A 22,082-nucleotide genomic window follows, 5' to 3' on the forward strand; every position below is an offset into this window, starting at 1 on the left:
GGGATCAATTTTTTATATTGAAAAGGGAAGAAGCTGCCCGTTCAATTTAACAGAAAGTGATCTAAAAAATTTCAGATGGCCAATCTTAAAAAGTTTCTACCGCATCTTCTCGTTTTGGTAGGCTTCGTAATAGTTTCTTTATTTTATTTTAGTCCGGTTCTAGAAGGGAAAAAGATTTTTCAAAGCGATATAGTTCAATATATCGGGATGGCCAAAGAGCAAAACGATTTTCGCGATCAAACCGGCCAGGAACCTTACTGGACCGATTCTGCTTTTGGAGGAATGCCTACATTTCAATTAGGTGCTTATTATCCGCATAACTACGTTAAAAAACTGGATTCAGTTTTAAGATTTTTACCCAGACCTGCCGATTATCTATTTCTTTATTTTATCGGCTTTTATATTCTTTTACTCTGCTTAAAACTCGATTTTAGGCTCGCATTTTTAGGTGCGTTGGCCTTCGGTTTTTCTACCTATCTTATTATTATCCTTGGAGTTGGGCATAATGCCAAGGCTCACGCGATAGCTTATATGCCGATGGTCTTAGGCGGAATTATTCTCACTTTCAGGCAAAAATATTTATGGGGGTTTTTAGTATTGGCTATTGGAATGGCGCTGCAAATTGGCGCAAACCATTTCCAGATGACGTATTATTTGCTTCTCCTGGTAATTGTTTTGGGAATTGCCTATTTAATTGATGCCTACCGAAAAAATATACTTCCAAAATTCTTTAAAGCTTTAGGAGTAATGGTTGTGGCGGTTATACTGGCTATAGGCGCCAATGCTACCAATCTACTTGCCACCCAGGAATATACCGCACACAGTACCCGAGGTGATACCGGTTTAACCATTGCCCCCGACGGTTCAGATAAACCGGCAGCCGGCTTAACTTATGATTATATCACCGAGTATAGCTACGGGGTAATGGAATCTTTTAATCTTTTTGCTCCCCGGTTTATGGGCGGCTCCAATGCAGAAGATATTGGAAAAGATTCAGAAATTTATGATTCCTTACTCAAACTTGGGGCATCCCCGGCACAGGCGGCTAATTTTACTGAAAATGCACCTACTTACTGGGGCGATCAGCCTTATGTAGGCGCGCCGGCGTATATTGGTGCCACAGTATTATTTCTCTTTATTTTTGCCCTTTACCTTGTGAGAGGCCGTTTAAAATGGTGGATTGTTGGAGGGAGTGTTTTAGCCTTGATTCTTTCCTGGGGTAAAAATTTTGAATTTTTTACCGAGTTCTTTATAAATTACGTTCCCCTGTACAGTAAATTTAGAGCCGTTTCTTCCATACAGGTAATTATAGAATTATGCGTTCCTGTTTTAGCCGTTTTCGGCCTTTATAAATTATTTGATCCTAAACTTCAAAAAGAAGTAAAAGTTCACGCGCTTAAATGGTCTGGGATAATTGTGGGTGGAATTGGAATTGCTTTGTTGCTTTTCCGTTCTGTACTATTTGATTTCAGTGGTGCGGGAGATTCAGCTTTAATTCAACAAATGGGCGCCGATTTTGTAAGATCTCTAAAGGCAGACAGGCAGGCAATTTATACCGAAGATCTTATTAGGTCACTTATTTTTTCCGCATTAACCGCAGCAGCCCTTTGGTTATATATTGAAAAGAAAATCACGCAAAACTGGTTAGTACCGGCTTTAGCACTTCTAATTTTAATCGATTTGATTCCTGTAGATAAACGCTATGTTAATGATGATGATTTTGTAAGCGCTAGACAGATGGATCGTCCATTCCAACCTAATGCTGCCGATCAACAAATTTTACAGGACGATGCACATTACCGTGTTTTTGACGTTTCCGGAAGCCCTTTTAATACCGGAAGAACTTCTTATTTTCACAATGCCATAGGTGGTTATCATGCAGCCAAGCCGGGCAGAATGCAGGATTTATACGATTTCTATATTTCTCAAAATAATATGGAAATTCTAAATATGCTGAATGCTAAATACTTTATTGTTCCTTCTGAAGGTGGTCAGCCGCAAGCACAACAAAATCCGAATGCTTTTGGAAATGCCTGGTTTGTGAAGGATATTATATGGGTTGAATCTACTAACGCAGAAATACTGAATTTAAACGAAGTTGACCTTCAAAATACGGCGGTTATAAATTCAGAATTTAAAAATGAAGTTTCTGAAGATTTTAAAGCCACCGAAAATGCAGAAATTCAATTGCAAAGCTATCAGCCTAATGAATTGGTCTATGAAACTAATGCCTCATCGCCTCAGTTTGCAGTTTTTTCTGAAATGTACTACCAACCGGGTTGGCAGGCATATTTAGATGGGGAAGAAGTAGATCACGTGAGGGCAAATTATGTGTTGCGAGCTATGAATATTCCTGCAGGCGAGCATACTGTGACTTTTAGATTTGAACCTGAAGTAGTAAATACAGGGAGCAGCATTGCCCTGGCAAGTTCCATTATTTTGGTTTTAATTATTTTAGGCGGATTTTACTATAAATCCCGAAAGAGGGAATAAGTTCTTAAATGGAAAAGGTACTCATTATAACTTATTATTGGCCACCGGCCGGCGGTCCCGGCGTGCAGCGCTGGCTTAAGTTTGTGAAGTATTTAAGGGATTTTAATATTGAACCTGTGGTTTATATTCCTGAAAATCCTAATTACCCTATGTTGGATAATTCTTTAGAAAATGAAATTCCGGAGGGAATAACTATTCTTAAGAAGCCTATTTTTGAACCTTACCAATTAGCCGGTTTTTTTGCGAAAAACCAAACCAAAACCATTAGCAAAGGAATTATTGCTGCAGAGAAAAATCAGTCCTTTTTACAGAAAAGCCTACTTTTTATTCGTGGGAATTTATTTATCCCTGATGCACGGAAGTTTTGGATAAAGCCATCGGTGAAATTCCTGAAAACCTATTTGAAAGAAGAAGGTATTAAAAAAATAATTACAACCGGTCCGCCGCATAGCTTGCATCTAATTGGTTTACAATTGAAGCAAGAACTCGATTTAAAATGGATAGCCGATTTTAGGGATCCCTGGACACAAATTGGGTATCATAAAAAATTGAACCTTACCAAAAGCAGTGAACAAAAGCACAAAGACCTGGAACGGGAGGTATTAAATTCTGCCGACCAAATTATCACCACTAGTTTTACCACAAAAGCTGAGTTTGCTAAAAAAACCAGTAAACCAATAAGCGTAATTACTAACGGATTTGATGCTGAAGAAAATGAAGCAACAACCACCGACTTAGATACTAAATTCAGTATTTCTCATATCGGTTCTTTACTTTCAGAAAGAAATCCCGAAAATTTTTGGAAAGCCATAGCAGATCTTGTTCATGAAAATTCAGCTTTTTCAGAAGATCTGGAATTAATATTAGCGGGTACGGTAAGTGAAGAAGTAATTGCTTCAATTAAATCTGTGGGATTAGGGGAGAAGCTTCAGTTATTGGGTTATGTAAGTCATAGGCAAGCAATCGCACTTCAACAAAAAAGCAGGTTATTAGTATTAATTGAAATTGACAGTGAAGAAACTCGCGGAATTATTCCGGGGAAGTTATTTGAATATTTAAGTTCAAAAAGGCCCATATTAGCTATTGGACCCGAAAAATGGGATGTTCAGAAAATATTGCAGCAAACCAGATCTGGAGAATATTTTCAATATTCAGAAAAAGACCGACTTAAAAGTCTAATTTTAAAACATTACGATGCTTATAAAAAAGGCAACGGTAATTTTATAAAAGGAGTTATTCAGCAATATCACAGAAGAAATCTTACGCAAAATCTGGCCAGTTTAATAAAGAGCCTATAGAATTATGGGAATAATAATCAAGCAATCTTTTAAAAACCTAATTACCACCTATTTTGGTTTTGCGATTGGCGCGATTAATACTTTGTTTCTATTCACCTACTTCCTGGAGCCCGAATATTATGGGTTGGTGACCTTTTTACTTTCAGCGGCAAGTTTGCTTTGGCCTTTTATGGGATTTGGAGTTCACAGTACATTAATAAAATTCTTTACTTTTTATAAAACCAGGGAAGAAAAAGATAGGCTGCTAAATTTAGTGCTGTTTTTACCGCTAATCGTTTCACTCTTGCTGGGATTAATAGTGGCTTCTGGTTATTCATTTTTAATCAATTATTTTACCCAGGGTAACGGATTGGTGCGACCGTATATTTGGCTAATTTTTTTAATAGGTTTTGCCACCGCCTATTTTGAAATCTTTTTCGCCTGGTCTAAGCTTTTTTATAAAAGTGTATTCGGAAACTTTATGAAGGAGGTTTTTCATAGGTTCTGCATCAGTTTATTGCTTTTAGGAGTTTATTTTAACTGGATTACAGTGCATCAATTTATCTACTGTATTGCAGGGGTTTTTATTCTGCGACTTATTGCAATGAAGATCTATGCGTTTTCGCTCTATTTGCCGCGTTTAAATTTTAAGTTCCCAAAAAACTTATCACCGGTTTTAAAATATACCTCGCTAATTCTTATTGCGGGTTCAGTCGCTACCGCTTTATTAGATTTAGATAAAGTGATGATAGAATATTTTATGCCGATAGAAAACGTGGCTATCTACGGAATTGCAATTTATATCGCTACGGTAATTTCGGTGCCGCAAAAAGCTATGCACCAAATTACAAACCCCATGACGGCTGAATTTCTTAATACCAAAAATAAAAAAAGCCTTGAAGAGCTTTATAAAAAGAGTTCTTTAAACTTATTGATTGTAAGCTTACTCATTTTTATCCTAATAATCACTAACGTAAAACAGCTTTACGAACTTATTCCCGATGAATATGAGTTGAGTATATTGGTAGTTTTATTAATCTCCCTGGTAAAGCTTTATGATAATCTTCTTGGGAATAATAACAGTATTCTTTTTAATTCAGATTATTACCGAATTGTACTGTTTATAGGTGTTCTTCTTGTTTTTGTAGCCTTTGTTTTAAATTTGATATTTATTCCCAGCTTTGGGATAGAAGGAGCGGCAATTGCAAGTTTTATAGCTTTTTTTATATATAATTCTTCTAAAATCTGGTTGGTGCATAAAAAGTTTAATTTCCTTCCGTTTACTTCAAAAACCTGGTTGGTACTTTTTACCGGAATAACCCTTTCAATTGGGTTTTATTTCTGGGATTTCGGTTTTCATCCAATTTTAAATATCGCACTTAAATCTATTTTAATAGGAATAAGCTATGTGGGACTAGCTTATTTTCTGAATTTTTCTTCAGAAGTGAATTCTATAATTAATAAGGTTTTGGGTATAAAAATCTCTTAAAAACGGGAAACCCCCGAAGCTTTTGAGGCTTCAAGGGGTTTCCAACTAACCAACCAAAAAATTAAATTATGAATTCTTTATTATCTGTTATTCACATTTCGTGCCGAACTTCTTCCTCGAGAAGAAGAATTTGAAGTTCTAGCCGAAGATCGTGTATTCGTACTGCTTTTTGCCGCTTGTGTGTTATTACTTCTATTACTACTTCTGGTGGTAGTCTGCGTTCTTCTTGGGCTGGGAGCGGTAGTGGCTCTACTTGTTTGTCTCGTAGGAGTACTTTTTACAGTTCTACTATTCCTTGCAGAGGAGTTTACATTTGTATTAGAAGATCTACTGGTATTTACTGCAGCTCGTCTTGTATTCACACTTGAATTTGCATCAACTCTTGTACGGTTATTTCTGCTTTTCACAACATCGCTAGTATTAGTACTTCTGGATGATCTTACAGCATTTCCTCGAGAATTGGTGCTACTATTTTTTTCTGATCTAATCGTTCTGCTTCTGTTAGCGGTGTTATTAGATCTTTCAGAATAAGCGTTGCTTCTTACATTTCTTGTATTTAAAGCTACACGAGATTCGTCACCTCTAATATCTTTTATATCACGTCTTTCAGAAGTTCTTCTTCCTTTATTATAAGAAACCGCTTGTTGATTTGGCCTGTAAAAATTTTGATGCACATTACTAGAATAATGATTATTATAATAATTTACGTGTTGCACGTAAGTAACGCGGTTTGGCTGATAGTAAGCCCTATAAGGCTGTCCAAATACTATGCTCACACTACTGCGAGGTCTTGAATAATACTGGTGCCACGGCCTGTAAACATAAGTGTTATTATAATGATTTATAAATCCTGTATAGTTGGTGATTCGGTTAAAACGGTTGTAATGGATATGTAAACCACCAACTCTTGCAATACGGCCACGACGGTTATAATCTATAAAAACATCACCGGCACGAATAATTCTTCCGTAGTAATCATAAAAAACCGGAACACTTTCAATTTGAATTACAGCTCCATAATCGTCATACTGCACATACGCATCATAATTATGCCCTGCGTTATAACTGATATTCATATTTGGAGTAGAAATATTTACTATACTGGTTCTTCTGAATTCCGGATTATAATAGAAATCAAATTCCCCGTTGGGATAAACGGCAAACTCAACGCCGTTTTCAACGAAAATAAAGGCATTATTATAGGCATTACGAGGCATAGCTTCTGAAGCAGCCTTTGCCGAAATACCAATAAATAAAAAGCTGAATAAAATGGCGATATTTTTCATGGTTTGCGTTTTATGTTGTTAAAGAGATTCTCATTTAGAATCAATATATAAAATACAAACCGCGTGCCAAAAAAAGAAAACCTCTAAAAAAGCTTGTTTTTAGAGGTTTTATATAGAAAATCGAATAATTCAGTAGAAAATCTTCAATAGAAATGAAATTTAGCGTGTATTTATTCAGAAATAATAATCGCTATAATTTTTCTTTGAGATACTTGGCGGTAAAAGATTTTTTCGATTTAATAATTTCTTCCGGAGTGCCGTTTGCCACAATATTTCCGCCGTTTACTCCTCCACCAGGGCCAATATCAATAATATGATCGGCACATTTCACCAGGTCCATATTGTGTTCTATCACCACCACGCTATGTCCTTTTTCGATAAGTGCATTAAATGATTTCAATAGCTTTTTAATATCGTGAAAGTGAAGTCCTGTGGTAGGTTCATCAAAAATGAACAATGCTTTTTCTTTGGTAGCTCCTTTTACTAAGAATGAAGCCAGTTTTATTCTTTGCGCTTCACCACCTGATAGGGTAGAAGAGCTTTGCCCCAATTGCACATAACCTAAACCAACGTCTTGTAATGGTTTAAGTTTTCTAACAATTTTATCGAGTTTGTTTTCGGCAAAAAAGCTAGTGGCGTCATCGATGGTCATATTCAGTACATCGTCAATATTTTTTCCTTCAAACTGAACTTCCAGCACATCTGTTTGAAAACGTTTCCCATTACAGGCTTCACATTCTAAATGAACATCGGCCATAAACTGCATTTCTATGGTAACTTCGCCTTCGCCTTTGCAAACTTCGCAACGCCCACCTTCTACATTAAAAGAAAAATGTTTGGGTTTAAAACTTCGAATATTAGATAATTTTTGATCAGAAAAAAGGTTTCGAATATCGTCGTAAGCTTTAATATAGGTTACGGGATTGGAGCGGGAAGATCTACCAATTGGATTTTGGTCTATATATTCTACGCTCCCCAGGTTTTTAAAATCTCCTTCAATATCGGTATACTGGCCAGCTTTTTCTCCATAACCTCCAATTTTCTTTTGAACTGCCGGATAAAGAATTTTCTTTACCAGCGTACTTTTTCCACTCCCTGAAACCCCGGTTATGGCAGTAAAGGTTTTAAGAGGAATTGTTACATCTATATTCTGAAGGTTATTTTCTCTTGCTCCCAAAATCCTGATTTCCCCTGAAGCTTCTCTGCGCTCTTTAGGTACGGGAATTTCCTCTTTTCCATTAAGATATTGAGCGGTGAGCGAATTTGATTTTAAAATTTGCTTTAGCGTTCCCGTCGCTACAACTTCACCTCCGTGGGTTCCTGCTTCGGGGCCAATATCAATAATTTCATCGGCAGCATTCATAATATCCTCATCGTGTTCTACCACAATTACGGTGTTGCCAAGATCACGCAAGTTATGAAGCACCCCAATTAAGCGTTCCGTATCGCGCGGATGCAAACCAATAGAAGGTTCGTCTAAGATATACATAGAACCCACTAAACTACTTCCCAGGGAAGTTGCCAGGTTAATTCGTTGTGATTCACCACCAGACAGCGTGTTTGACTTTCTGTTTAAAGTGAGATAATCTAAACCAACTTCCGATAAAAATTTGAGTCGGTTATTGATTTCTGTTAAAAGCCTTTTTGCTATTTGTTGGTCGTATTCGTTTAATTTTAAATCGTCAAAAAATTCCCGCACTTTATCTAATGGTTTTTCAACGAGATTGGTAATGCTATGCCCGGCAATTTTTACATATTCGGCCTCAGGGCGTAATCTTTTCCCTTTACAGGTGCTACAGCGGGTTTTTCCGCGATAGCGGGAAAGCATCACTCTATTCTGAATTTTATAAGCTTTGCTTTCTAAAAACTGGAAGAAATCGTTTAGACCTTCAAAATGTTTATTTCCATTCCAAACCAAATCTTTTTGTTCCTGCGTAAGCTGAAACCAGGGTTTATGAATTGGAAAATCGAATTTATGCGAATTATTTACTAATTGATCCCGGTACCAGCTCATACTATCGCCACGCCAGGGAAAAATTGCATTTTCGTAAATTGAAAGTCCTGTATTTGGAATCACAAGATCTTCATCAATTCCAATTACATCGCCATAACCTTCGCATTTAGGGCAGGCACCATAAGGATTATTAAAGCTGAATAAATGAACGTTAGGTTCAAGGAAACTAATCCCATCTAACTCAAATTTATTGCTGAAATGTCGTTTTTTTCCTGATTTTAAGTTTTCAATATAAAGTTCGCCTTTTCCTTCAAAAAAGGCAGCATCGGTAGCATCTGCTAATCTATTGTAAAAGTCTTCTTCATCTTTGGTGATAATTCGGTCTACGACTAATAAAGTATCTTTAGCTTTAATTTTTTCAAGATCTGCCTCATCTATTCTAAGAACATCGTCTTTTACTTTAATACGGCTATAACCTTGCTGCGCGAGAACCTTAATTTTTTCAGCAAGAGTTCTTCCTTCTTCTATATGAATTGGAGCCAGCAAGAGTAATTTTTCACGCTCTTCAAAAGATTTTACGTGATCTATTACATCGGCCACGCGGTCTCGTTTTACCTCGTTGCCTGAAATAGGAGAGTAGGTTCGCCCAATTCTCGCATAAAGTAATTTAAGGTAATCGTAAATCTCCGTAGATGTACCCACGGTAGAACGTGGATTGGTGGAATTTACTTTTTGCTCAATAGCTATGGCGGGAGCGATTCCTTTTATATAGTCAACTTTGGGCTTATTTAATCGGCCTAAAAACTGGCGTGCATAAGAAGATAGACTTTCAACATAGCGGCGTTGGCCTTCAGCATACAGCGTATCGAAGGCTAAACTGGATTTTCCCGAACCCGAAAGTCCGGTAATTACCACCAATTTATTCCTCGGGATAACTACATTTATATTCTTAAGATTGTGCAGTTTTGCACCTTTTATGATGATATTTTCTTTAGGATTTACCTCGGCAACGTCAATATTCATGCTTATTTTTCTAGTTCAGAAATGCAAAGGTACTTAATAAGAAGCAGTGTAAAAAGCCATAAAAATCCTATTGTAATGTTAAAAATTTAAACTTTTGTTTGCTTTTGTTAAATATATCTTGCTATATTTGGTCATTCAAAAATCATAAAACTACACCTGCCTATAGCATAAAGTTACTTTTAGAAACTAAATAACCTAACCTCAGGAGCCCCAACCGTCCTGAACAAAAGTAACTGATATGAATAACGTTGAAATCACTGACGCTGTTCTTGTGCGTGAATACATGCAAGGAAATGAAATCGCCCTAAGCAAACTTATAAACAGGCACCAACACCGAATTTATAGTTTTATTTTTTCTAAAGTTTTTGACAGGGATGTTGCTGAAGATATTTTTCAGGACACCTTCATCAAAGTCATTAATACCCTTAAACGTGGAAAATATAATGAAGAAGGTAAATTTCTTCCCTGGGTAATGCGAATTGCGCATAACCTGGTTATTGACCATTTTAGAAGAAATAAACGTATGCCTAAATTTGATAATAGTGGCGACTTTAATATTTTTTCGGTTTTAAGTGATTCTGAATTGAATATTGAAACTCAAATTATTAAAGACCAGATTGAAAATGATGTAAAAGAGCTCATTAAAGAATTGCCTGAAGATCAATTAGAGGTTCTTACTATGAGAATTTACAAGGATATGAGTTTTAAAGAAATTTCTGAGCGTACCGGTGTAAGTATTAATACGGCTTTGGGAAGAATGCGCTACGCTTTAATCAATCTTAGGAAGATTATTGAAAAACATAATTTGGTTTTAACAAACTAATCTATAATATTCCTCAAAAGATTGCGTTAGAATAAGAAACCAACGCAAAATATTATCTAATGAGGAAACTTTACACTAAAAAAATATCAAAAAAAGATCAGTTTAAGGACTTGAATCCCAAAAAAGAAACGGTAGAGTTTCTTTTAAATTATTCAAAAGCATTAAGAGTGGTGGAAACCCGAGGAATTAAATTCGGTACAATTCTTAATTAGTATTTAGAAAAGTGGCTGTTTGAAAATCTCTGTTTTTCGTCAAGCTGTCCGGAAGTTTCGGGTTTCAGCTTCTAACATGTTTTTCACTTTAACATCTTATATCCTGAAATAAATTCAGGATGACGTTCTTAAGAGATTTTCAGTCAGCCACTTTATTTTTAAATCTATTTTTTCTTTTTATAATATTCGCTAATCACAGTTTTTCTCCCTATTTCTTTGGTAATAATATCTTTATCAAGATCCCAACCTCTTGCCGGTGAATATTGGCGACCGTACCAAATAATTTGTAAATGAAGTTTATTCCAAAGATCTTTTGGAAATAGGCGTTTTGCGTCCTTTTCGGTTTGAGTCACGTTTTTTCCGTTGCTTAAATTCCAGCGATACATTAATCTATGAATATGGGTGTCTACCGGAAACGCAGGAACGTTAAAAGCCTGAGCCATAACCACACTTGCTGTTTTATGGCCCACTGCCGGTAAAGCTTCAAGGGCTTCAAAATTTGGGGGAACCTCACCATTGTATTTATCCAGTAAAATTTCAGATAAACCGTGAATTCCTTTAGATTTCATAGGAGAAAGACCCACTGGTTTAATAATTTCCCGAATTTCTTCTACTGAAAGTTTTACCATAGCCTTTGGGTTATCGGCAATTTCAAATAGTTTTGGCGTGATCTGGTTTACCTTTACATCGGTACTTTGTGCTGAAAGTAGTACTGCAATCAATAAAGTATAAGGATCTTTATGGTCTAAAGGAATTGGAATTTCAGGATAAATATCGTTTAAGGTATCAATTACGAACTGTACCTTTTCTTGTTTGGTCATATTGTTTAAATTTACTCGATAAGTGAGATTATAACTTCGACCTTTATGTCGAAATTTTAAAAATTAAATCTAATCCTTTGGTTAGGCCGAAGGATAAATTATTGCAAAAATAAGAATTATGACAACATTAGAAGCGGGTGACAAAGCCCCTGAATTTTCAGTAAAGGATCAGGATGGAAATACAGTAAAATTATCAGATTTTAAAGGTAAAAAGTTAGTATTGTTTTTCTATCCCAAAGCGAGTACTCCGGGTTGCACAGCAGAGGCCTGTAACCTAAGAGATAACTGGGAGCGTTTTCAGGAAAAAGGTTATGCGATTCTGGGCGTGAGTGCCGATACACAGAAAAGACAAAGCAATTTTAAAAATAAATACGAATTTCCTTTTCCATTGTTAGCCGATGAAGACAGGGAAGTTATCCAGGCTTACGGTGTTTGGGGACCAAAGAAATTTATGGGAAAGGAATATGACGGAATTCACCGAACCACCTTTATTATTGATGAAGATGGTAAAATTGAAGAGGTAATTAAAAAGGTAAAAACCAAAGAGCATACAGCTCAAATTCTCTCTGAATAAATTTAAGTAAATGTCACTCTGGGTGCAGTTGAAATGTTTAAAAACTCTCTGACTGCGCTCTGGCTGACAATTCTTTTTAGAATTAATCTTTTAAAATTGCCTTTTGAATAGTGGCCGTGCTATCGCAATTTTCAATTTGAAGCTCCAGGATTGCTGAATCGACTTTGTTGGTAATTAGATAAATATTACAAGGTTCGGTATCGGTATTGCTTCGGCTAAAGTCTACATCGCCATTTTCTAAACTTTGAGAAACCAGGGCGGTATCTAATTTATTATTCTCAAAATAGCTAAAAGCCTCTTCAGTAAAAATACGCTCTTTAATCCTTATATTCTTCAAAACACGGGCATCGGGAGAATAATCGCAAGAAGTTTTCTTTCCGCTTAAAAAGAAAAGTAAAATCACAATCCCGAAGAACAAGCCCACCGAGAAATATCCAATTCTATGAATAAGTTTCATCTATTTATAAATTTGAGAAAGTAAACCTGATTAGAAACTGATCTAAAAAATGAGCAAATTAATGTCCCTGTAAGAAAGATCAAACCAATCGGCTATAGATTTGTTGGTTAAAATTCCATGGTAAAAGTACAAACCATTTCTCAAACCTTTATTAAATCTCAAGGTGTTTTCGAGTCCGCCTTCTTCAGCAATATGTAAAAGATATGGCGTAAATATATTACTAATTGAAAGTGAGGAAGTTCTAGCGTACCTGGAAGGAATATTTGGAACACAATAATGCAAAATATTGTGTTTAGTAAATATTGGTTTATCGTGCGTGGTAATTTCGCTGGTTTCAATACAACCTCCCATATCTATGCTAACATCTATAATTACAGCGCCACGTTTCATACTGGTTACCATATCTTCGGTAATTAGCACCGGAGAACGGTTTTTACCGCGAACTGCGCCAATTAGAACATCACAACGCTTAATCGCTTTACTCAAATTTTTAGGTTGAATGGTAGAGGTGTAAAATGTTTGATTAAGATTGGTTTGAATATCTCTTAGCCGGGTAAGCGAACTGTCAAAAACTTTAATACCTGCACCCAGTCCCAAAGCCGAACGGGCAGCAAATTCACCAACTGTACCCGCGCCAAGAATTACCACTTCTACCGGTGGAACTCCACTTATATTTCCAAACATTAAACCATTTCCGTTTACATTATTGCTCATAATTTCTGAAGCAATTAATACAGAAGCGGTACCTGCAATTTCACTTAATGCCCTAACAATGGGATAACTCCCGTCGTCATCCCGAATAAATTCAAAGCCCAAAGCGGTAATTCGTTTAGAAGCTAATTTCTGAAAATATTCTTTGCACTGGGTTTTAAGCTGAAGCGCAGAAATTAAAATGGTTTGCGGATTAATTAAATCTAGCTCTTCTAAAGAAGGTGGTTCTATTTTAAGAATAGTAGGGCAGGAGAAAACTTTACTGGTGTCTTTGGTGATTTCGGCACCGGCGTTAGAGTAATCTTTATCGCTAAATCGAGCCCATTTTCCGGCTCCAGATTCTATCATAACCCTATGGCCGTGAGCAGTGATTGCAGCAACAGCATCGGGACTTAAACAAATACGTTTTTCCTGGTAAGAGGTTTCTTTAGGAACGCCAATAAATAACTGTCCCTTGTTTTTGTAGATTTCCAGGGTTTCTTCCTGCGGAATTAATTGCTCTTTGGTAAAAGGCGAAACCTGTTTGCCCATAGTTAAATGCTAAAACTTTAGAAAAGGGAAATTACAACTATTTTTAAAAACACCGAGAATTAAAGTCGGGTATAGTATTCTTCCTGAGTTGGTTCCCAATATTCCTCTTCTTCCTGAAAAGATTTAACCTCCCTGCGGTCTAATTCTGAAATAGGGGAAAAGACAGAAACATCGGTTTCATCAATTTCGCTAAGGTCTATACCGTAAATTCTATCGAAAATTTTGATTCTAATTAGATAAACTAGTGAAAGAATAATTATAAAGAAAGGTGCAAGATATAGTAAGCCGTCAGTATCCAGTGCAAGATTAGTATCTAAATAAACATCTTCGTAAAAAGCTACTACTAATTGAAAACCGTACATTATTATAGGAACCAAAATTGCATGATACCACCAATGTTTACATGTAAAGAACCAAATAAGAAGAAGAAATAGCGGGGTGATTTTACCTAAATATGTCCAGGCAGCTGTCATTACATCTTCATAGTAAAGACTTTTGTAAGTAAATAAGGAATTTTCCCAAACGGGGCCGCTTGGGAAAATTTCATATAAATAAAATAAATAAGGTGAAAATGCGATACTAAGTGCAATAATACTACCCAGCAGCAGGAATTTTGATCTTTGTTCTGTCGACAGCTTGTTCTTTGATTTGGTCATTATTAGTATCGTTATCTGTAGTTGAAGTTACAAAAAAACTTGCTCCAAAAATTGCTGCTGCGAAAAGTACTGCTTTAAGTTTCATAATAATATAGTTTAGATTGTTGTTTCGTTTTGTTTACTGAAGCAAACCTATAAAATTATAAAACGCTATAAATTAATACATTAATCGTACTTTTGCGCCTTTTTTTAAGCAAAAAAATGGCTATTTTCTAGCGGTTTTTAATTTACACTGCTAAAAATTTAATAGCCAAAAATATAAAAATTTTCTGTTTATTATGTTTTTTTGTTTAATACTGTCTACCAAAACACCCAAAAATACTAACACTGGATTTTTTAAGCACTTAGAGTTTTATTAACTTTTCATTAACATAAATTTAACGTTCTTGTATTTTCATCCTGAATTGAAATTTCAATTTTCTGAAAGTTTTCTTCCAGGAAATCCTGTATTTTTTGTGGCCATTCTATTAAAATCCATCCAGGTGAATTTAAATATTCTTCTAAACCTATATCCAGGGCTTCATTGGGGTCTTCAAGTCTGTAAAAATCAAAATGATAAATTGGTTCCTGGGGAGTATGGTACTCATTCACTAATGAGAATGTGGGGCTTGATACTTTGTCTTCACTCCCTAAAGCTTTTACTAAAGCTTTGATAAGGGTGGTTTTTCCGGCACCCATTTCACCATAAAATAACAGAACATTATTTTTAGCGTTCTTTATTATGTATTGTACAGCCTCATCAATTTGGGCTAAATTGTAGGTAACCGGCATATTAAATATATAAATTTTGGGCAATACAAAGATAGGGAATAATTTAATATACCCTATATTCTGCTAGAAATCAGGGATTAATCCCCTATTTTGGCTCCATTACTACAAATGGTATAATCATTTCCTCCAGGGACACACCACCGTGTTGATAGGTGTTTCTGTAGTAGCTTACATAATGATTGTAATTATTAGGATAAGCAAAGAAAAGATCTCCCTTTGCGAAAATAAAAGAACTGCTCATATTAATACTGGGTAGATGTATGCTCTTTGGGTTTGTAGCCGCCAATACATCTTTTTCTTCATAAGTTAGACTTTTACCCGTTTTATACCTAAGGTTTAAACTGGTGTTCTTATCTCCAATTACTTTTGAAGGATTTTTAGCATTAATAGTTCCGTGGTCTGTGGTAAGAATTAATTTAAAACCAAGTTGTCGCGCTTGCTGAATAATATCTAATAACGGGGAATTCTTAAACCAGCTATAAGTTAAAGATCTATAAGATTTATCGTTAGAAGCCAATTCTTTAATCACTTCCATCTCTGTTTTTGAGTGAGAAAGCATATCTACAAAATTGTAAACTACAACAGTAAGATCGTTATCTTTTTGAGTTTTAAAGTTTTCTGCAAGTTTCTTACCTGCTTTTAAACTCGTAATTTTATGATATTCACTTTTAAAGCTTTTGCCCAGTCTTTTTAATTGTTCATTTAAAAACTCAGCTTCGTGATTATTTTTCCCGCCTTCTTCAGTGTCGTTTTTCCAGTATTGTGGGAATAACTTTTCCATTTCACTGGGCATTAAGCCAGAGAACATTGCATTACGAGCATATTGGGTAGCGGTGGGTAAAATACTGTAATAAGGTTCTTCCTTTTCTTTTTTGTAATAATTAGAAATCACCGGTTCTAAAGCTTTCCATTGGTCGTATCTTAAATTATCTACAACAACCAAGAGGGTAGGCTGTTTGTTGTTAATTTCTGGAACAACTTTTTCTTTAAAAATGGTATGCGACATAATTGGAGCCTCTACACCTTTTTCAAACCATGAAGGATAATTTTTGTCTATAAATTTGCAAAACTGTGTATTGGCTTCATTTTTCTGCGATTCCAGAATTTCGAACATTCCACTGTCTTCCAGGCCTTCGAGTTGAAGTTCCCAGTAAATTAGTTTCTGATAAAGTTCTGCCCATTCTTCAAAAGTATTTACCTGGCTTAAATCCATCGCGATCTTCCTAAATTCCTGCTGGTAATTTGAAGTGGTTTTTTCAGAAATAAGTCGGGAGTGATCCAGGTTCTTTTTTATACTAAGCAGAATCTGGTTGGGATTTACCGGTTTTATAAGATAATCGGCTATTTTAGAGCCTATAGCTTCCTCCATAATATATTCTTCCTCACTTTTGGTAATCATTACAATAGGAAGATTTTCTCTTTTCTCTTTAATTTCAGCAAGAGTTTCCAGGCCGGTAAGTCCGGGCATATTTTCATCAAGAAAAACTATATCAAAACTTTCTTCTTCAATTTGTTCTAGTGCTTCAGTTCCACTTTGGCTGGTAACCACTTCATAATCTTTAGATTCAAGAAACAAAATATGCGGTTTCAGTAAATCTATTTCATCATCTACCCAAAGTATTTTTATCTTATTCATATCTTATATTTTTTACTCATTTAATGAGATTTTCTTCTTCTATGTATTTTTGACTTTAAGTCGTTTTTCAATTACTTGTTCTAATTAGTTTATTGAAAATTGAGGTTTTTTATAACTTAATAATTGGTTTTTCAACTTCCAAAGTCTATCTATGTATCTTTGTTTTAAATTAATACGTTACAAAGCTTGACTTCAACTAATAAACTTAAAATATTAAACGATCCAATTTACGGATTTATTACCATCCCGAGTGAGCGAATCTTCAGTATTATTGAGCATCCTTACTTTCAGCGCTTACGCAGAATTTCACAAATGGGAATGTCTTATTTGGTTTATCCCGGTGCGCATCATACCCGTTTTCATCATGCTATTGGCTGTGTGCATTTAATGCAAAAAGCAGTGCAGATACTTCGGCATAAAGGAGTTATAATTTCTGAAGCCGAAGAAGAAGCTCTGCAAATTGCCATTTTACTGCACGATATTGGCCACGGCCCGTTCTCTCACGCAATGGAACATAGCATTGTAGAAGGCGTAGATCACGAAAGTATTTCTTTGCTTTTTATGGAAGAAATGAACCGTGACTTTAACCAAAGTTTAACGCTGGCACTTCAAATTTTCCGCGGAACATATAACCGAAGATTTTTAAACCAGTTAATTTCAAGTCAGTTGGATATGGATAGGCTTGATTATTTAAAGCGTGATAGTTTTTATACCGGAGCCGCAGAGGGAAACATAAATAGCGAACGTTTAATAACCATGTTAAATGTGGTAAATGACGATTTGGTGATTGAGGAAAAAGGAATTTATTCAGTAGAAAAATTTCTTGTTGCAAGAAGACTAATGTACTGGCAGGTTTATCTGCATAAAACCAGTTTGGTAGCAGAGCAACTTTTAATAAGAGTTTTAAAACGTGCTAAAGAGCTGGTTGAAAAAGGTGAAAAACTTAATGCCAGTAAAGCGCTTTCGTATTTTCTTTATAATAAGATAGGTCCAGAGAATTTTTCTTCTGAAACCCTATCGGTTTTTGCTCGTTTAGACGATTACGATATTATTTCTGCAATGAAAGAATGGCAATATCACAACGATTTTGTGCTGAGTAATTTATGTAATATGATTATAAACCGGGATCTTCTAAAAGTAAAGATTAAGAAGAAAAAACCATCGGTAGAAAAGCTTGAAAAACGTCGCATAGCACTGCAGGAAAAAGAGAGTATTTCAGCAGAAGAAGCAGATTATTTTGTGTTTAGCGGCGAAGTGACAAACACCGCTTATAAAAGTGAAAATAATAATATTAATATTTTACATAAAAATGGGAAGATTAGCGATGTAGCTAAAGCATCAGACCAATTAAACCTGAAAGCCCTTTCAAAAACTGTGGTTAAGTATTATATATGCTACCCGAAGGCCAAACATTAACGCTTTTTTTTTACTTTTGCCAGAATGAAATTTACAGCAGCACAAATAGCAGAGATTCTCGACGGAAAAATTGAGGGCAATCCTGAGGTCGAAGTATCTGAATTAGCTAAAATTGAAGAAGGCGGGGAAGGTTCCCTTACCTTTTTGAGTAATCCTAAATATACTTCTTATATATATTCTACCCAGGCGTCTATAACCATTGTAAATAGTGATTTTGTAGCCGAAGAACCAATTACAACCACTTTAATAAAGGTAAAAGATGCTTACAAAGCATTCTCTAAATTACTTGAATATTACAACCAGATAAAATTAAACAAGCAAGGAATTGAACAGCCCAGCTTTGTTTCAGATTCAGCTGAGTTTGGAGAAAATCTTTATTTGGGTGCTTTCGCATATATTGGTGACAATGTGAAAATTGGTAAAAACGTAAAAATTTATCCTAATGTTTATATTGGGGATAATGTTAAGATAGCAGATGATGTTATTATCTTTCCCGGTGTAAAAGTTTATTCAGAAACAATTATAGGTAATAATTGTGTATTACACAGCGGCGTGATAGTAGGAGCAGATGGTTTTGGATTTAGCCCTGGAGAAGATGGGATATATTCAAAAGTTCCTCAAATTGGAAATGTAATTATAGAAGATAATGTAGATATTGGGGCTGGTACTACAATAGACCGTGCCACATTAGGTTCTACTATTATAAGAAAAGGTGTAAAACTGGATAATCAAATTCAAATTGCACATAATGTTGAAATTGGCTCTAACACAGCTATCGCTGCACAAGCGGGAATTGCAGGTTCTACTAAAATTGGTAAAAACTGCCTAATTGGAGGACAGGCCGGCATCGCAGGACATTTGCAAATTGGAGACAGGGTGAAAATTCAGGCGCAATCTGGGATTGGTCGAAATGTGAAAGATGATGAAATGCTACAGGGTTCTCCCGCTTTTGGCTATGGAGATTTTGCCAAATCTTATGTTCATTTTAAAAACTTACCTAAAACCATAGATACACTTAACCAATTAGAAAAAAAGATTAAAAATGGCTTATAAACAGGCGAAACAACATACCATAGATAAAGAGATTTCTCTTCAAGGGGTTGGGCTGCATACCGGGCAGAAAGTGAAAATGACATTTAAACCTGCTGCAGAAAATACCGGTTATGTTTTTAAAAGAATGGATCTTGAAGGAGAACCCGAGATTGAAGCAGATGTAAGTTATGTTGTAAATACCCAAAGAGGTACCAACCTGGAGAAGAAAGGGGTGAAAATCCAAACTTCAGAACACGTGCTGGCCGCTTGTGTAGGTATGGATATAGATAATATTGTAATTGAATTAGATGCATCTGAACCTCCAATAATGGATGGCTCTTCAAAGTTCTTTGTTGAAGCTTTAGAAAAAGCCGGGGTAGTTGCACAGGAAGCAGAGCGTGAAGAATTTGTAGTAGAAGAAGTAATTACTTATCACGACGATGAAAGTGGAAGCGAAATAATTGTAATGCCCGCCGATGAATACCAGGTAACCACCATGGTTGATTTTGAAACAAAAGTTTTGGGCACGCAAAACGCTACAATTTCACACCTTTCTGAGTTTAAGAATGAAATTGCAAATGCGCGAACTTTTAGCTTTTTACACGAGCTTGAAGCTTTGTTAGATCACGGATTAATTAAAGGAGGCGATCTAAACAATGCTATTGTTTATGTAGACAAAGAAATAAACGAAGAAACCTTTAAAAAACTTCGCATTGCTTTTAATCGTGATAATATTTCGGTTAAACCAAATGGAATTCTGGATAATTTAACCTTACATTATCCTAATGAAGCTGCAAGACATAAACTTTTAGATGTGGTGGGAGATCTTGCTTTAATAGGAACCAGAATTCGTGGAAAAGTTATTGCCAACAAGCCTGGGCATTATGTAAATACCCAATTTGCTAAAAAACTGGCTAAAATAATTAAAGCCGAAAAACGCAATAATGTTCCAAAAATAGATTTTGATCAAAAACCATTAATGGATGTTACCGATATCATGGATATATTGCCACATCGCTCTCCATTTCTCCTGGTAGATAAAATTTATAGCTGTACAGATAGCTGTGTGATTGGTTTAAAGAATGTAACCATGAACGAGCCTTTTTTTGTAGGCCATTTTCCGGGAAAACCGGTGATGCCCGGCGTACTCCAGGTAGAAGCTATGGCTCAAACCGGGGGTATTCTTGCTTTAAAATCGGTGCCAGATCCAGAAAATTATCTTACTTATTTTATGAAAATAGATAATGTAAGATTTAAACAACAGGTAGTACCTGGCGATACTTTAATATTCAAATTAGAATTACTTGCGCCTATACGCCGCGGAATTTGCCAAATGCAGGGCTATGCCTATGTGAATGGAAAATTAGCTACCGAGGCTGTACTAATGGCGCAAATTGTAAAATCAAAATAAAAAATATGAACCAGCCTTTAGCTTACGTACATCCGGGAGCCAAAATTGCTAAAAATGTAGTGATAGAACCTTTTACCACTATTCATAATAATGTGGTAATTGGCGAAGGAACCTGGATAGGATCTAACGTAACTATAATGGAAGGTGCCCGCATTGGAAAGAATTGCAGTATTTTTCCGGGAGCCGTTATTTCTGCTATTCCGCAGGATAAAAAATTTGACGACGAAGATACCATTACGGTTATTGGAGATAACACAACCATTAGGGAATGTGTAACTATTAATCGTGGTACTACAGACCGAATGAAAACGGTAATTGGGAAAAATTGCTGGATTATGGCTTATTGCCATATTGCACACGATTGTATTGTAGGAGATAATTGTATTTTCTCTAATAACAGTACCCTTGCCGGCCACATAAATGTTGGAGATTACGTGATTCTTGCAGGAATGGCAGCAATTCAGCAGTTTTGTAGTATTGGGAGGCACGCCTTTGTAACGGGTGGATCTTTGGTTAGAAAAGATGTGCCACCGTTTGTAAAAGCGGGAAGAGAACCACTTTCTTATGTTGGTATTAATTCTATTGGCTTACGCCGAAGAGGATATACTACCGAAAAAATTCGTGAAATACAGGATATTTATAGAATTTTATATCAGAAAAACTATAACAACTCCCAGGCTGTTGCTATAATTGAAGCTGAAATGCAAGCAACTGCAGAAAGAGACGAAATTTTAGAATTCATTAAAAACTCACAGCGAGGTATCATGAAAGGATACTTTAGCTCTAATTAAATTAAAAAATGGCTAGTACAAGCGATATTAGAAACGGATTGTGTATTCGTTACAACCACGATATTTATAAGATAACTGAATTTTTACACGTAAAACCTGGAAAAGGACCTGCTTTTGTAAGAACTAAACTTAAAAGCGTAACTACAGGGAAAGTTATAGAAAACACATTTTCTGCCGGTCATAAAATTGAAGATGTTCGTGTAGAGACCCATAAGTTTCAGTATTTATATAATGATGGTGAATTTTATCATTTTATGAATGTTGAAGATTATACCCAAATTCGTCTTGTAGAGCAAGCTTTAGATCAGCCAAAACTTTTAAAGGAAGGCGAAGTGGTTACAGTTATAATCAATACCGAAGATAACGCTCCTCTTTCAGTAGAAATGCCTGCCAGCGTTGTGTTAGAAGTATCACACACTGAGCCTGGAGTTAAAGGTAATACAGCTACAAATGCTACAAAACCGGCAACTGTTGAAACCGGCGCTGAAGTAAACGTTCCTTTGTTTATTAATGAAGGCGACAAAATTAAAATTGAAACCGAAAAGGGTACTTACAAAGAAAGAATTAAAGAGTAGTTCTTTCAGAATTAAGGATTGAAAATTTACAAGATCGTTATCCTGTCCCTAAGTTTCGGGATATTTCAGGATCTAAGAATAAAAATTAATATTCATGTTAGAAGCTGAAATAAGTTCAGCTTGACGTTACAGGATTTTTAATC

19 protein-coding genes are annotated in these 22,082 nt (G+C 35.7%); 10 read left to right on the forward strand and 9 right to left on the reverse strand.

Annotated elements, in window-relative coordinates:
• Positions 1-75 precede the first annotated feature (75 nt).
• The 3 genes from BM084_RS02405 to BM084_RS02415 are packed head-to-tail and all read left to right on the forward strand — an operon-like array spanning position 76 to position 5,259.
• Entirely contained in the window at positions 76-2,493 is a 2,418-nt protein-coding gene (locus BM084_RS02405) for a YfhO family protein (protein WP_093302584.1), read from the forward strand.
• Positions 2,494-2,501: 8 nt separating this feature from the next.
• On the forward strand, positions 2,502-3,791 hold the full coding sequence (locus BM084_RS02410; protein ID WP_075326752.1) for a glycosyltransferase family 4 protein: 1,290 nt from the start codon (positions 2,502-2,504) through the stop codon (positions 3,789-3,791).
• 4 nt (positions 3,792-3,795) lie between these two features.
• Entirely contained in the window at positions 3,796-5,259 is a 1,464-nt protein-coding gene (locus tag BM084_RS02415) for an MATE family efflux transporter (protein ID WP_075326753.1), read from the forward strand.
• An 80-nt stretch (positions 5,260-5,339) separates the two neighbouring features.
• On the opposite strand, the gene BM084_RS02420 is transcribed toward BM084_RS02415, so the two are convergent.
• Complete coding sequence (locus BM084_RS02420; protein WP_075326754.1) at positions 5,340-6,545, reverse strand: hypothetical protein; 1,206 nt, start codon at positions 6,543-6,545, stop codon at positions 5,340-5,342.
• A gap of 190 nt (positions 6,546-6,735) precedes the next feature.
• Positions 6,736-9,522 carry an excinuclease ABC subunit UvrA gene (gene uvrA, locus BM084_RS02425; RefSeq protein WP_075326755.1) on the reverse strand — a complete coding sequence of 929 codons (2,787 nt, stop codon included), beginning with the start codon at positions 9,520-9,522 and terminating at the stop codon, positions 6,736-6,738.
• Between the two features lie 238 nt (positions 9,523-9,760).
• On the opposite strand from uvrA, the gene BM084_RS02430 reads away from it, so the two are divergent.
• Positions 9,761-10,345: an RNA polymerase sigma factor gene (locus tag BM084_RS02430; RefSeq protein WP_075326756.1), complete on the forward strand. Its 585-nt coding sequence runs from the start codon at positions 9,761-9,763 to the stop codon at positions 10,343-10,345.
• Positions 10,346-10,721: 376 nt separating this feature from the next.
• On the opposite strand, the gene BM084_RS02435 is transcribed toward BM084_RS02430, so the two are convergent.
• Complete coding sequence (locus tag BM084_RS02435; RefSeq protein WP_075326757.1) at positions 10,722-11,378, reverse strand: endonuclease III domain-containing protein; 657 nt, start codon at positions 11,376-11,378, stop codon at positions 10,722-10,724.
• 118 nt (positions 11,379-11,496) lie between these two features.
• Here BM084_RS02435 and bcp point away from each other — a divergent pair, with 118 nt between their 5' ends.
• The gene (bcp, locus tag BM084_RS02440) at positions 11,497-11,952 is read left to right on the forward strand and encodes a thioredoxin-dependent thiol peroxidase (protein WP_075326758.1); all 456 of its coding nucleotides are present in this window, start codon (positions 11,497-11,499) and stop codon (positions 11,950-11,952) included.
• Between the two features lie 82 nt (positions 11,953-12,034).
• Here the strand turns inward: bcp and BM084_RS02445 are convergent, their stop codons facing one another.
• From BM084_RS02445 to porX, 6 genes are all read right to left on the reverse strand, one after another.
• Entirely contained in the window at positions 12,035-12,409 is a 375-nt protein-coding gene (locus BM084_RS02445; protein ID WP_075326759.1) for a DUF4258 domain-containing protein, read from the reverse strand.
• A 42-nt stretch (positions 12,410-12,451) separates the two neighbouring features.
• Entirely contained in the window at positions 12,452-13,651 is a 1,200-nt protein-coding gene (locus tag BM084_RS02450; protein ID WP_075326760.1) for an alanine dehydrogenase, read from the reverse strand.
• Positions 13,652-13,710: 59 nt separating this feature from the next.
• Positions 13,711-14,307, reverse strand: coding sequence for a hypothetical protein (locus BM084_RS02455; protein ID WP_093302586.1), 597 nt, complete (start codon positions 14,305-14,307; stop codon positions 13,711-13,713).
• On the reverse strand, positions 14,246-14,392 hold the full coding sequence (locus BM084_RS19075; protein ID WP_177195643.1) for a hypothetical protein: 147 nt from the start codon (positions 14,390-14,392) through the stop codon (positions 14,246-14,248). Before BM084_RS19075 ends, BM084_RS02455 begins: the two co-directional genes overlap by 62 nt.
• A 281-nt stretch (positions 14,393-14,673) precedes the next feature.
• A complete protein-coding gene (gene tsaE / locus BM084_RS02460) occupies positions 14,674-15,078 on the reverse strand; it encodes a tRNA (adenosine(37)-N6)-threonylcarbamoyltransferase complex ATPase subunit type 1 TsaE (protein ID WP_075326762.1) in 405 nt (134 codons plus the stop codon).
• An 85-nt stretch (positions 15,079-15,163) separates the two neighbouring features.
• Positions 15,164-16,714, reverse strand: a complete 1,551-nt coding sequence (gene porX / locus BM084_RS02465) for a T9SS response regulator signal transducer PorX (RefSeq protein ID WP_075326763.1) — start codon at positions 16,712-16,714, stop codon at positions 15,164-15,166.
• A gap of 186 nt (positions 16,715-16,900) precedes the next feature.
• On the opposite strand from porX, the gene BM084_RS02470 reads away from it, so the two are divergent.
• Genes BM084_RS02470 through efp form a run of 5 tightly spaced genes read left to right on the forward strand, consistent with a single transcriptional unit; the run spans position 16,901 to position 21,939 of the window.
• Positions 16,901-18,130 carry an HD domain-containing protein gene (locus BM084_RS02470; protein ID WP_075326764.1) on the forward strand — a complete coding sequence of 410 codons (1,230 nt, stop codon included), beginning with the start codon at positions 16,901-16,903 and terminating at the stop codon, positions 18,128-18,130.
• A 24-nt stretch (positions 18,131-18,154) separates the two neighbouring features.
• Positions 18,155-19,183 (forward strand): UDP-3-O-(3-hydroxymyristoyl)glucosamine N-acyltransferase, encoded by a 1,029-nt coding sequence (gene lpxD, locus BM084_RS02475; RefSeq protein WP_075326765.1) that lies wholly within the window; start codon positions 18,155-18,157, stop codon positions 19,181-19,183.
• Complete coding sequence (locus BM084_RS02480) at positions 19,173-20,573, forward strand: bifunctional UDP-3-O-[3-hydroxymyristoyl] N-acetylglucosamine deacetylase/3-hydroxyacyl-ACP dehydratase (RefSeq protein ID WP_075326766.1); 1,401 nt, start codon at positions 19,173-19,175, stop codon at positions 20,571-20,573. Before lpxD ends, BM084_RS02480 begins: the two co-directional genes overlap by 11 nt.
• 5 nt (positions 20,574-20,578) lie before the next feature.
• Positions 20,579-21,364 carry an acyl-ACP--UDP-N-acetylglucosamine O-acyltransferase gene (lpxA, locus tag BM084_RS02485; RefSeq protein WP_075326767.1) on the forward strand — a complete coding sequence of 262 codons (786 nt, stop codon included), beginning with the start codon at positions 20,579-20,581 and terminating at the stop codon, positions 21,362-21,364.
• 8 nt (positions 21,365-21,372) lie between these two features.
• Complete coding sequence (efp, locus tag BM084_RS02490) at positions 21,373-21,939, forward strand: elongation factor P (RefSeq protein WP_075326768.1); 567 nt, start codon at positions 21,373-21,375, stop codon at positions 21,937-21,939.
• Positions 21,940-22,082: the final 143 nt, after the last annotated feature.

The sequence above is a fragment of the Salegentibacter agarivorans genome (assembly GCF_900113135.1).
GTDB lineage: Bacteria > Bacteroidota > Bacteroidia > Flavobacteriales > Flavobacteriaceae > Salegentibacter > Salegentibacter agarivorans.

Coding starts and splice junctions, on each gene's coding strand:
- BM084_RS02455 (WP_093302586.1), bottom strand. CDS start 14,307: ATGACCAAATCAAAGAACAAGCTGTCGACAGAACAAAGATCAAAATTC.
- BM084_RS02435 (WP_075326757.1), bottom strand. CDS start 11,378: ATGACCAAACAAGAAAAGGTACAGTTCGTAATTGATACCTTAAACGAT.
- BM084_RS02410 (WP_075326752.1), top strand. CDS start 2,502: ATGGAAAAGGTACTCATTATAACTTATTATTGGCCACCGGCCGGCGGT.
- tsaE (WP_075326762.1), bottom strand. CDS start 15,078: ATGCCGGTTACCTACAATTTAGCCCAAATTGATGAGGCTGTACAATAC.
- BM084_RS02450 (WP_075326760.1), bottom strand. CDS start 13,651: ATGGGCAAACAGGTTTCGCCTTTTACCAAAGAGCAATTAATTCCGCAG.
- lpxA (WP_075326767.1), top strand. CDS start 20,579: ATGAACCAGCCTTTAGCTTACGTACATCCGGGAGCCAAAATTGCTAAA.
- lpxD (WP_075326765.1), top strand. CDS start 18,155: ATGAAATTTACAGCAGCACAAATAGCAGAGATTCTCGACGGAAAAATT.
- BM084_RS02445 (WP_075326759.1), bottom strand. CDS start 12,409: ATGAAACTTATTCATAGAATTGGATATTTCTCGGTGGGCTTGTTCTTC.
- efp (WP_075326768.1), top strand. CDS start 21,373: ATGGCTAGTACAAGCGATATTAGAAACGGATTGTGTATTCGTTACAAC.
- BM084_RS02415 (WP_075326753.1), top strand. CDS start 3,796: ATGGGAATAATAATCAAGCAATCTTTTAAAAACCTAATTACCACCTAT.
- porX (WP_075326763.1), bottom strand. CDS start 16,714: ATGAATAAGATAAAAATACTTTGGGTAGATGATGAAATAGATTTACTG.
- BM084_RS02480 (WP_075326766.1), top strand. CDS start 19,173: ATGGCTTATAAACAGGCGAAACAACATACCATAGATAAAGAGATTTCT.
- BM084_RS02405 (WP_093302584.1), top strand. CDS start 76: ATGGCCAATCTTAAAAAGTTTCTACCGCATCTTCTCGTTTTGGTAGGC.
- bcp (WP_075326758.1), top strand. CDS start 11,497: ATGACAACATTAGAAGCGGGTGACAAAGCCCCTGAATTTTCAGTAAAG.
- uvrA (WP_075326755.1), bottom strand. CDS start 9,522: ATGAATATTGACGTTGCCGAGGTAAATCCTAAAGAAAATATCATCATA.
- BM084_RS02420 (WP_075326754.1), bottom strand. CDS start 6,545: ATGAAAAATATCGCCATTTTATTCAGCTTTTTATTTATTGGTATTTCG.
- BM084_RS02430 (WP_075326756.1), top strand. CDS start 9,761: ATGAATAACGTTGAAATCACTGACGCTGTTCTTGTGCGTGAATACATG.
- BM084_RS19075 (WP_177195643.1), bottom strand. CDS start 14,392: ATGAAACTTAAAGCAGTACTTTTCGCAGCAGCAATTTTTGGAGCAAGT.